Source organism: Bradyrhizobium sp. P5_C11_2, from assembly GCF_054049755.1.
In genome coordinates this window covers 1-10310 of sequence record NZ_JBFULT010000259.1, presented here as the reverse complement: position 1 = coordinate 10310, position 10310 = coordinate 1, and the positions used below count along the sequence as shown (strand labels likewise).

The 10310-nt window shown below is 65.1% G+C and carries 11 protein-coding genes; 5 read left to right on the top strand and 6 right to left on the bottom strand.

Features of this window, described 5'->3' with window-relative positions; genetic code table 11:
- Positions 1 to 169 precede the first annotated feature (169 nt).
- Both ACXJL8_RS22800 and ACXJL8_RS22795 read left to right on the top strand, forming a co-directional pair.
- Positions 170 to 541, top strand: a complete 372-nt coding sequence (locus ACXJL8_RS22800) for an endonuclease domain-containing protein (protein WP_456623418.1) — start codon at positions 170 to 172, stop codon at positions 539 to 541.
- Between the two features lie 351 nt (positions 542 to 892).
- A complete protein-coding gene (locus ACXJL8_RS22795; protein ID WP_456623417.1) occupies positions 893 to 1216 on the top strand; it encodes an antibiotic biosynthesis monooxygenase family protein in 324 nt (107 codons plus the stop codon).
- A gap of 68 nt (positions 1217 to 1284) precedes the next feature.
- Here the strand turns inward: ACXJL8_RS22795 and ACXJL8_RS22790 are convergent, their stop codons facing one another.
- From ACXJL8_RS22790 to ACXJL8_RS22765, 6 genes are all read right to left on the bottom strand, one after another.
- On the bottom strand, positions 1285 to 2226 hold the full coding sequence (locus ACXJL8_RS22790; protein WP_456623416.1) for an aldo/keto reductase: 942 nt from the start codon (positions 2224 to 2226) through the stop codon (positions 1285 to 1287).
- A gap of 258 nt (positions 2227 to 2484) precedes the next feature.
- The gene (locus ACXJL8_RS22785; RefSeq protein ID WP_456623415.1) at positions 2485 to 2940 is read right to left on the bottom strand and encodes an N-acetyltransferase family protein; all 456 of its coding nucleotides are present in this window, start codon (positions 2938 to 2940) and stop codon (positions 2485 to 2487) included.
- A 399-nt stretch (positions 2941 to 3339) separates the two neighbouring features.
- Complete coding sequence (locus ACXJL8_RS22780; protein ID WP_456623414.1) at positions 3340 to 4152, bottom strand: PAS domain-containing protein; 813 nt, start codon at positions 4150 to 4152, stop codon at positions 3340 to 3342.
- Positions 4153 to 4279: 127 nt separating this feature from the next.
- Positions 4280 to 4474: a hypothetical protein gene (locus ACXJL8_RS22775; protein ID WP_456685628.1), complete on the bottom strand. Its 195-nt coding sequence runs from the start codon at positions 4472 to 4474 to the stop codon at positions 4280 to 4282.
- 37 nt (positions 4475 to 4511) lie between these two features.
- Entirely contained in the window at positions 4512 to 4688 is a 177-nt protein-coding gene (locus ACXJL8_RS22770; RefSeq protein WP_456623413.1) for a hypothetical protein, read from the bottom strand.
- A gap of 155 nt (positions 4689 to 4843) precedes the next feature.
- Positions 4844 to 5494: a glutathione S-transferase family protein gene (locus ACXJL8_RS22765; protein ID WP_456685627.1), complete on the bottom strand. Its 651-nt coding sequence runs from the start codon at positions 5492 to 5494 to the stop codon at positions 4844 to 4846.
- A gap of 620 nt (positions 5495 to 6114) precedes the next feature.
- Here ACXJL8_RS22765 and ACXJL8_RS22760 point away from each other — a divergent pair.
- The 3 genes from ACXJL8_RS22760 to ACXJL8_RS22750 all read left to right on the top strand — a co-directional run bounded on the left by ACXJL8_RS22760 (position 6115) and on the right by ACXJL8_RS22750 (position 10174).
- Positions 6115 to 7317: a pyridoxal phosphate-dependent aminotransferase gene (locus ACXJL8_RS22760; protein WP_456623411.1), complete on the top strand. Its 1203-nt coding sequence runs from the start codon at positions 6115 to 6117 to the stop codon at positions 7315 to 7317.
- A 169-nt stretch (positions 7318 to 7486) separates the two neighbouring features.
- A complete protein-coding gene (locus ACXJL8_RS22755; RefSeq protein WP_456623410.1) occupies positions 7487 to 7969 on the top strand; it encodes a DUF992 domain-containing protein in 483 nt (160 codons plus the stop codon).
- A 156-nt stretch (positions 7970 to 8125) separates the two neighbouring features.
- Complete coding sequence (locus ACXJL8_RS22750) at positions 8126 to 10174, top strand: elongation factor G (protein ID WP_456623409.1); 2049 nt, start codon at positions 8126 to 8128, stop codon at positions 10172 to 10174.
- Positions 10175 to 10310: the final 136 nt, after the last annotated feature.

Genomic DNA, 10310 nt, shown 5'->3' with positions numbered 1-10310 from the left:
GCCCCTCACCCCACCCTCTCCCCGTAAGAACGGGGCGAGGGAGTGAGAGAGCGGTGCGTCCCTTACAGCGGGGTTTAGTTGGAAGACCTATCGAGATGCACTTAACCTCTCCCCGCCCTTCTGCGGGGAGAGGTCGGATCGCGCAGCGATCCGGGTGAGGGGCAAGGCAATGCGTGGCCACGATGAGAAGTCCATCCGACGTGCACGACGACTGCGCGTGGATCAAACAGATGCAGAGACGGTGCTCTGGAATCGAATCCGCAATCGACGCATCGATGGCAACAAGTTCGTCAGGCAGGAACCGATCATCGGCTACATCTGCGATTTCGTGTGTCGCGAGAAGCGGATCGTCATTGAAGTCGACGGCGGGCAGCACAATGAATCCGTTGCAGATGCTATTCGTGATGAACGCCTGGGGGAAAAGGGTTACAAGGTGCTTCGTTTCTGGAACAACGACGTCCTTGGGAATATCGAAGGTGTTCTCACCGTAATTCAGACCGAACTCGCGGAGGCGGCCCCTCACCCCACCCTCTCCCCGTAAGAACGGGGCGAGGGAGCGAGAGGGCGGTGCGTCCCTCACAGGGGCAGAACCAATCGAATGATCGCCAAGTATGTGCGGCGCGTCTTAACCTCTCCCCGCTCTTTGCGGGGAGAGGTCGGATTGCCCCGGCGATGCGAAGCATCGTCCGGTGCGATCCGGGTGAGGGGCAGGGCACTCTGTTGCTCAAATGGCGGTCCATCCGACTCGCACAACGACCGTGCGCGCACCACGCGCATCGACTACAATTCAAACCGAACTCGCGGAGGCGGCCCCTCACCCCACCCTCTCCCCGTAAGAACGGGGCCAGGGAGTGAGAGGGCGGTGCCTCCCTCACTTCAGGAGACCATGCCCATGTACATCGCCATGAACCGCTTTCGCGTCGCCAAGGGCTCTGAAGCTGCCTTCGAGCAGGTCTGGTTGTCGCGCGACACGCATCTGGACAAGGTGCCGGGCTTCGTCGAATTCCATCTGCTCAGGGGCCCCGAGCTCGAGGACCACACGCTGTATGCTTCGCACACGGTGTGGGCGAACCATGCCGCGTTCGAGGCGTGGACCAAGTCGGAGGCTTTCCGTGCCGCGCATCAGCGCGCCGGCGACAACAAGCCGCTCTATCTCGGCCATCCCCAGTTCGAGGGCTTTGAGGTGATGCAGACGGTGGGACGCGGCGCGAAATAGCGCCGCGCCGGTTATTGTTTGAGCATGATCTTTTCGGAAAACCGCTGCACACTTTTCCGGATCATGCTCTAGCCCTTGGTGATCTTGTCGATCTCGGCGAGATCATCCGCGCTGAGCTGCCAGTTGATCGCCTTGACGTTCTCCTCGACCTGCTCGACGCGGGTGGCGCCTGCGATCACGCTCGAGACCTGCGGGCGCGCGGCGAGCCAGGAGAAGGCGAGCTCCAGCATCGAATGGCCGCGCGCCTTGGCAAAGGCCTGGAGCTTCTCGACCATGTCCTCGTTGCGCGGCGTGACGTAGCGGTCGCGCAGCGCCGGCGCCTTGGCAAAGCGCGTGTCGGCCGGCGCTGTGGCGCCGCGCTGGTACTTGCCGGTGAGCAGGCCGCTTGCGAGCGGAAAGAACGGCAGCAGGCCGAGCTTGTATTCCGTTGCTGCCGGCAGCAGGTCCTTCTCGATGTCGCGCACCACGAGGCTGTATTCGTCCTGGGCCGAGACGAAGCGGCTGACATTCATCGCGCGCGCGGTGAACTCGGCCTCGGCGATGCGCCAGGCCGGGAAGTTGGAATTGCCGATATAGCGCACCTTGCCCTGGCGGACGAGATCGTCGAGCGCGCGCAGCGTCTCTTCCATCGGCGTCAGCGGGTCGTAATCATGCTGCTGGTAGAGATCGATGTAGTCGGTCTTGAGCCGCGTCAGGCTGGCCTCGACCGCGTTCATGATGTAGCGGCGCGAGGCGCCCTGCTTGGTGCCGTCGGTCGCCATCGGCTTGGAATATTTGGTGGCGAGCACGATGTCCTTGCGGCGGTCGCCGAGCACGGTGCCGAGCACCGTCTCCGAGCCGCCCATGCCCGCGTAGATGTCGGCGGTGTCGAACAGCGTGATGCCGAGATCGAGCGCGCGATGGATGACCTTGCGCGACGTCTCCAGATCCGTGCGCTGGCCGAAATTGTTGCAGCCGAGCCCGACCGCAGAGACGCGAAGGCCGGAGGCGCCGAGATTACGAATTTCCATGGGAGACCCTGTCAAACAAAAAGCAGCCGCGCATTGTGACCGCGCTGCGCCGCAGCAGCAAGGCGCCGCCCGCGTTGCTGCCATGCCGACAAGCGGGCAAAAAAATGCGGCCCCAGTCAGACGCGGCGACTGACGGGGACCGCTTTGGGGCGCTTGATCGGTGACGGGGGGCCTGATCAGACGCAGCTGCAACTTAATCCCGGAGTGTTACGCGCGGGTGACAGGCCGAGTTATCCACAGGCTCCGCGTCCGCGGGGATCAGAAGATCTTGCGATAGACGATGAAGCCGGAGCGTTCCGCGACCTTGTCATACAGGCTCTGCGCCGTGACGTTGGTTTCATGCGTCTGCCAGTAGACCCGCGGCGATCCCGCGAGCTTCGCCCGCTCGTAGACGCCGTGGATCAGCGCAGAGGCGACGCCCTTGCCGCGCGCTGCTTGAAGCGTGAACAGGTCCTGCAAATAGCAGGACGGCTCGATCGCGGTGGTGCTGCGGTGGAACAAATAGTGCGTCAGCCCGAGCAGGCGGCCGTCGCTCTCGGCGACCAGCGCGTGCACCGGCTCGTAGGCATCGAAGAAGCGCTGCCACGTCATGCGCGTGATCTCGGGCGCGAGCGCGGTCGGGCCCGAGCGGCCGTAGAACGCATTGTAGCCGTCCCACAGCGGCAGCCATTGATCGTAGTCCTGTCGGGTGACGGTGCGAATGGTGAGTGACATGTGAAAATTCCGCGATCGATGAAGAGAGCTTCATACGTGATGAGGGGCGTGCCGATCAATTGTCTTACGACTCGGATGGACATTCAGCTGTGGCAACGGAGTGCCATGCCCCTCACCCGGATCGCTGGCGCGACATAGCCGAAGTTTCACTTCGGCGTTCTTCGGGACGACCGCCGAAGGCGGTCTATGCCTCTCCCCGCAGAAGACCGGGGAGAGGTTAGGGCTCGCAGTAACGGCAGAAGTTTTAGTCGGGCCTTTTATGTGAGGGATGCACCGCTCTGTCACTCCCTCGCCCCGTTCTTACGGGGACGCGACGAGCTTCGCTCGCGCTGAGAGGGTGGGGTGAGGGGCTGCTGCCGCGAGCGTTGGTTCGGATTGTAAGCGCACGGTGCCGCGACACTACTCCGCGACGCGCAGATACCGGATCAGCCTGCGGCCGGTGGGATCGCGCAGCGAGCGGTAGTAGTCGGCGCGCGAGGGCGCATCGGTGTGGCGCACGAGATCGGTGACCGGCGTATAGCTCAGCATGCGTCCGCCGTCGGGCAGCGCCGCGCAGACGAAGCGCAGCACCTCGCCATTGCGCAAGTTGATGTTGATCGGCGTGGCATCGCCGGTTCTGACCATCTCCATGCGCTGTGCGATGAAGGCGCCGAGCTCGTCCTCGGGCAGCTCGAACGCGCCGGTGTCGCGGCCGTGATACATCAGCGCGATGAAGGGCGGCTTGCCGTCGGCGACTTCGTCCGGCAGCGCAAAGTAATCGCGGAAYGCGCGGTTGATGAATTCGGCGCGGGTCTCGGCATCGAGCAGCACGATGCCGATATCGACCTGGTCGAGCGCGGCCGACAGCCGCGCGGCGGTGGCATGATTGCGGCGCTCGGAGGCGAACGCGGCGAGCAGGCGCTCGCGCATCAGTCCGGTGATGGCGGCGGTGGCGGCGGCCGTGATCGCCAGGAGCCCGAGCGGGACCAGATCGGCCGCGGCGTAGCCGGGCCCGATGCGATGGCTGAGGACGTACAGCGCCGCGCCGATCATCGCGACGGCCGCGCTGGCCATGGCGGAGGCGAAGCCCGACAGCGAGCCTGCAACGGCCACGATGCAGACGAAGAGCGGCGCGGGCGAGGGGACGGATACGTGGTGGCCGAGCATGACCGCCAGCAGCGCAATCGCTGCCGTCAGCGCCGGACCGGAGATCGCACGCCATCCCAACCGCATGGGCCTGTCTCGCTCCTCCCGAACGAGTAAGGCCCTCAGACTGACCCATGGTTGCGCCAGCGCAATGCGATTTCGTGTGGTGGGCTTAAGGGGAGCTTGCGCAGGCGCGCAAAGCTTTCGGATGATTTTAGACCAAATGCGCGTGCCTGAGGCGTTGCTGCAGCGCAGGCGCGTTCAGCGTCGACGTCCCCGAGCTCTTGCGCATGCCGGTGAAAATCAACAGCGATGCCGCGACCAGGATGGCCGCAGTCAGGGTGATTGCAACGACTACCACAGGTGATTTCATCGACGTCCTGTCGCGATGCCGGTCGGCGCGAGCCACGCGGCGCCTTGAAGGCTGGTCGAGGATGAAACGGGGATCAGACCGGCAGGCCCATCGCCATGGTCGCCTTGGTCGACAGCACCGTGAGGGTGACGATCAGGCACAGCGACAGCGCCGCGACGGCGAGCGATGCCGCCACCGCGCTGGTCAACCGGGAAGACGCGACGGTGGCGGGTCGGCCGTGAAAGCCTGCCGTGCCGGACGCCCGAATCATGGTCTAAATCCTTCAACGTGCGAGCGAATCACCCGCGACGTTCCACAATTTCCCAGTTTCAACCGGCAATATTGCGGCGGCTGCAGCAACGAAAATGGCGGGATTGCGGCAAAGCCCGGTGCTATGCCCGCTATTCACCAGGGCAGCGTTGCCGGTCAGGCGCCCGCGGCGATGCTGGCGGGGTCGTCGACGTCGGCCGGCCGCCAATCCATCGCCACGTATCCGGGCGCCGCTTCGACGCGCTTCAGCCAGTCCCGGATCGCCGGGAAGGTCGAGAGGTCGAAGTCGCAGCGGTCGGCGAGGTGGGTGTAGCCGTAGAGCGCGATGTCGGCGACCGTGAGCTGGCGCGCGGCAAAATACGCGTTGGTCTTGAGGTGATTTTCCATCACCTGGAGCGCGCCATAGCCGCGCTCCATCCAGTCCTCCAGCGCATGGACCTGGAGGTCGCGGCCGCCCCTGACCAGCGACAGCCAGAAATAGGCCGCGCCGATGTTCGGCTCGAGCGCGTGCTGCTCGAAGAACATCCATTGCAGCGCCTCGGCGCGGTCGATGCGGTTCTCCGGCGCCAGCGGCGTGCCGACGGCGACATACCAGAGGATGGCGTTGGACTCCGCGAGGTGGCGKTCCTCGCCGACCTCGAGCAGCGGCACCTGGCCGGATGGGTTCTTCGCCAGGAAGTCCGGCGTGCGACTCTCGCCGCGCAGAATGTCGACCTCGATCGCCTGGTAGGGTAGGTTCAAGAGCGCAAGCGCAAGGCGGACCTTGTAGCTGTTGCCCGAGCGCTGCATYGAATAGAGCTTGTACATTCCTGAGGATCGATTCCGAGAACGGGAAGGGCGGAGCTTGTTGCCCCGCAACGCGGCTAAACAATGATGCCGTTGCGAATCCGCCGCAAGGCCCGCGCCATAGAAAAACTCGAAAACCCTACCGCACTGCAGCGCCGCGGAAGATCATTTCCACACGACGATGCAAATCAGATCACGCTTGCGTCAACGTGCCAGCGCGTTGCTCCGCGAGAGGGACGATCGGTTCAGGGCACCATGTTTCCACATCGTCATGGCCGGGCTTGTCCCGGCCATCCACGCCTCGCCACGCGGCCCAAAGAACGTGGATGCCCAGGACATAGGCGAGCGAAAGCGACGCCGTCCTTCGGACGGCTATGCCCGGGCATGACGACGGTCTGATTTCAGGACGGCCAACACGCAAAATTGCTCCGAGGACAGGCCTTGCCGGATATGAGCGCTTCCGCCGGCAAAGTTGCGGAATATTGCGCGGAATCGCGCCTCGAAACGCCCGGATTCGTAAACTTTTTCGGGATCGGGCCGAAGTTTCTTGCGATGCAGCGGCGCACGTTTTAGGGTGCCTCATTCCCACAATCAGAGTCGTGAAGGCCTCAAGGGTTCACGACGCTCGCCAGGAGATGATGATGTCCTTCCTTGCTGCTGCGCTCGACCGTGTGAAGCCGTCCGCGACCATCGCGGTCACGGATAAAGCACGCGCGCTGAAAGCGGCGGGCCGCAACGTCATTGGCCTGGGTGCCGGCGAGCCGGACTTCGACACGCCCGCCAACATCAAGCTGGCGGCGATCCACGCCATCGAAGCCGGCAAGACCAAGTACACCGCGGTCGACGGTATTCCCGAGCTGAAGGAAGCGATCATCGGGAAGTTTCAGCGCGAGAACGGCGTCGTCTACAAGCCGAACCAGATCATCGTCGGCACCGGCGGCAAGCAGGTGCTCTACAACGCGCTGATGGCGACCATCAATCCGGGCGACGAGGTGATCATCCCGGCGCCCTATTGGGTCAGCTATCCCGAGATGGTGGCGCTCGCCGGCGGCGAGCCGGTGCCGGTGGTCTGCACCGCCGCGGCCGGCTTCAAGCTCCAGGCCGAGGCGCTCGAGCGCGCGATCACGCCGAAGACCAAATGGGTGATCCTGTGCTCGCCGTCGAACCCGACCGGTGCGGCCTACACCAGGAGCGAACTGAAGGCGCTCACCGACGTGCTGGTCAGGCATCCGCATGTCTGGGTCATGACCGACGACATGTACGAGCACCTCGTCTATGACGACTTCCAGTTCACCACCGTCGCGCAGGTCGAGCCGAAACTCTATGACCGCACGYTGACCGTGAACGGCGTCTCCAAGGCCTATTGCATGACCGGCTGGCGCATCGGCTATGCCGGCGGCCCGGCGCAGCTCATCAAGGCGATGGCGACGATCCAGTCGCAGTCGACCTCGAACCCGAGCTCGATCGCGCAGTGGGCGGCGGTTGAGGCGCTGAACGGTCCGCAGGACTTCATCCCCGCCAACAACAAGGTGTTCAAGGAGCGCCGCGACCTCGTCGTCTCCATGCTCAACCAGGCCAAGGGCATCGAGTGCCCGCGTCCGGAGGGTGCGTTCTACGTCTACCCGTCCTGCGCCGGCACGATCGGCAAGACCGCGCCGTCGGGCAAGGTGATCAGCAATGACGAGGAGTTCGTCACCGAGCTGCTGGAAAGCGAAGGCGTCGCCGTGGTGCAGGGTTCGGCCTTCGGCCTCGGCCCGGCCTTCCGCATCTCCTATGCGACCAAGACCTCGGATCTCGAAGACGCCTGCAAGCGCATCCAGCGCTTCTGCGGCAATCTGCGCTAAGGCTGTCGCGACGGACTGCGAAAAGGCCCGCCAGAGGCGGGCCTTTTTTTGTTTGCACGCTTATCGTCGCACGCGATCTGGCACCACCATGGCTCTTGTGGCATAGACCATCGCGCAACACGGGTGGGGTGCTCTCTCTGCTCGCATCACACATAGCCGGAGATATTTCATGCGCCGTTCGTTCATCGTCGTCGGGCTCGCCGCCGCCAGCCTGGTTGCCTCCGTCGTGGGCGGCAGCGCTCAGCAGCAGCGGATGGTCCGGGTCGGCGTGCTCGAATGCCGCGGCGGTGCCAGCGTTGGCTTCATCGTGGGATCGGTGACCAATCTCGGCTGCGTGCTGCGCGCCGATGGCTTGCCGGAGGATCGCTATGTTGCGACCATCCGCAAAGTCGGTCTCGACATCGGCATCACCCAGGAGACGACGCTGGCCTGGGGCGTGTTCGCGCCGGTCGACCGGCTCGGCCCCGGCGATCTCTCGGGCACCTATGCCGGCGCGCAGGGCAGTGCGTCGATCGGTGTCGGCCTTGGCGGCAACGTGCTGGTCGGCGGCTCCAACAATTCGATCGCGCTCCAGCCGCTCAGCGTGCAGGGCCAGGTCGGCCTCAATGTCGCCGCGGGCCTGGAGAGCCTGGAACTCCGTCCGGGCCGTTAACAATTTCGTGCGTGAGGATCGCGCCGCTTGATCGGCGCGATCACGGCAACGTCGCAGCGCAGCGACGTTTCGCGCTTGCCAAACGAGGAGGACCGGCAGAGCATCCATCGCTGCCGACCCAATCATGGGCCGAGCTCCAGATGAAGGAGGCGGCGAATGGGACAAGACGTCAGAAGTCCCCGAGGTCCACGGTGCATTGCACTGGTGGGCCCTTTCCAAAGCGGTAAAACCACACTTCTTGAAGCAATCATGGCGCGAACGGGCGCAATCCCGCGCGCCGGCAGCGTCGACGCCGGAACCTCCATCGGCGACGCCACGCCAGAAGCCCGCCATCACAAGATGACCGTCGGGCTCACTGCCGCCACCACGAGTTTCATGGGCGACAGCTACACCTTCCTCGATTGTCCCGGTTCCGTCGAATTCGCCCACGACATGCGCGCCGCGTTGCCCGCGGTCGATGCCGCGGTGGTGGTTTGCGAGGCGGACGAGAGGAAGCTGCCGCAGCTTCAGATCATCCTGCGCGAGCTGGAGGAACTGAAGATCCCGCGTTTCCTGTTCCTCAACAAGATCGATCGCGCCAGCAAGCGCATCCGCGAGACGCTCGCTACGCTTCAGCCGGCCTCGCGCGTGCCGCTGGTGCTGCGCCAGATCCCGATCTGGAACGGCGAGCTGATCGAAGGCTTCGTCGATCTCGCGCTGGAGCGCGCCTTCATCTATCGCGAGCACAAGGCCTCCGAGGTGGTCGCGCTCGAAGGCGGCAATCTCGATCGCGAGAAGGAGGCCCGCTTCTCGATGCTGGAGAAGCTCGCCGACCACGACGACGCGCTGATGGAGCAGTTGCTCGAAGACATCCAGCCGCCGCGCGATGCCGTGTTCGACGACCTCGCCCGCGAATTGCGCGAAGGCCAGATCTGCCCCGTGCTGCTGGGCGCGGCCGCGCGCGAGAACGGCGTGCTGCGTCTGATGAAGGCGCTGCGTCACGAGGCTCCCGGCATTGCCGAGACCGCAAAACGCCTCGGTGTGCCGGACGGCAAGGACGCGCTCGGCTTCGTCTTCAAGACGCTGCATTCGCAGCACGGCGGCAAGCTGTCGCTGACGCGGCTGCTTGCCGGTCATCTCGATGACGGTGCGACGCTGCAGTCATCCTCCGGCGGAACCAGTCGCGTCTCCGGCATCCTCGCCGTCAACGGCGCCTACGACACCAAGCGTGCCGCGGCGGACGCTGGCGACACCGTGGCGCTCGGCAAGCTCGACCCGATCAGGACCGGCGACACCGTCTCGAGCGGCAAGACCCAGCCGGCCGCACTCGCCGCCCCGGAACCGACGCCGCCGGTGCTCGCGATCTCGATCGCGGCCCCCGACCGCAAGGACGACGTCAAGCTCGGCCAGGCGCTGGCGCGCCTGCACGAGGAAGATCCATCGCTGATGATGGTGCAGAACGCGCGGACCCACGACACCGTGTTGTGGGGACAGGGCGAGATGCATCTGCGCGTGGCCAGCGAGCGGCTGCGCGACCGCTTCGGCGTCAAGGTCACGTCGCATCCGCCCGCGATCGGCTATCAGGAGACCATCCGCAAGCCGATCACCCAGCGCGGCCGCCACAAGAAGCAGTCCGGCGGTCACGGCCAGTTCGGCGATGTCGTGCTCGACATCAGGCCGCTGCCGCGCGGCGACGGCTTCAAGTTCGCCGAGAAGGTGGTGGGCGGCGCGGTGCCGCGCAACTACATCGGCGCGGTGGAGGAGGGCGTCGTCGACGGATTGACGCGCGGTCCGCTCGGTTTCCCCGTCACCGATCTGCAGGTGACGCTGACCGACGGCTCCTATCACAGTGTCGACTCGTCCGACCTCGCCTTCCGCACGGCGGCGCGGGTCGGGCTCAACGAAGGCCTGCCGCAATGCCAGCCGGTGCTGCTGGAGCCGATCCATGTGGTCGAGATCGTCTGCCCGACCGATGCCACCGCCAAGATCAACGCGATCCTGTCGGCGCGGCGCGGGCAGATCCTCGGCTTCGACACCCGTGACGGCTGGACTGGCTGGGACTGCGTCCGCGCCATGATGCCGGAAGCGGAGATCGGCGAACTCATCGTCGAGCTGCGCTCGGCCACGGCCGGCAGCGGCAGCTTCACCCGTCAGTTCGACCACATGGCCGAAGTGACCGGGCGCGCCGCCGACCAGATCATCGCCGCCCATCAGCACGCGGCGTGATGTAGTTCGCGCGGTAAGGGAGGCACCGCTCTCTCACTCCCTCTCCCCGTTCTTACGGGGAGAGGGTGGGGTGAGGGGCCGTCTCCGCGAGCACGGCGAAAGCCGGACTCACGCAGTCTCCTCCTCTCCGTCATTG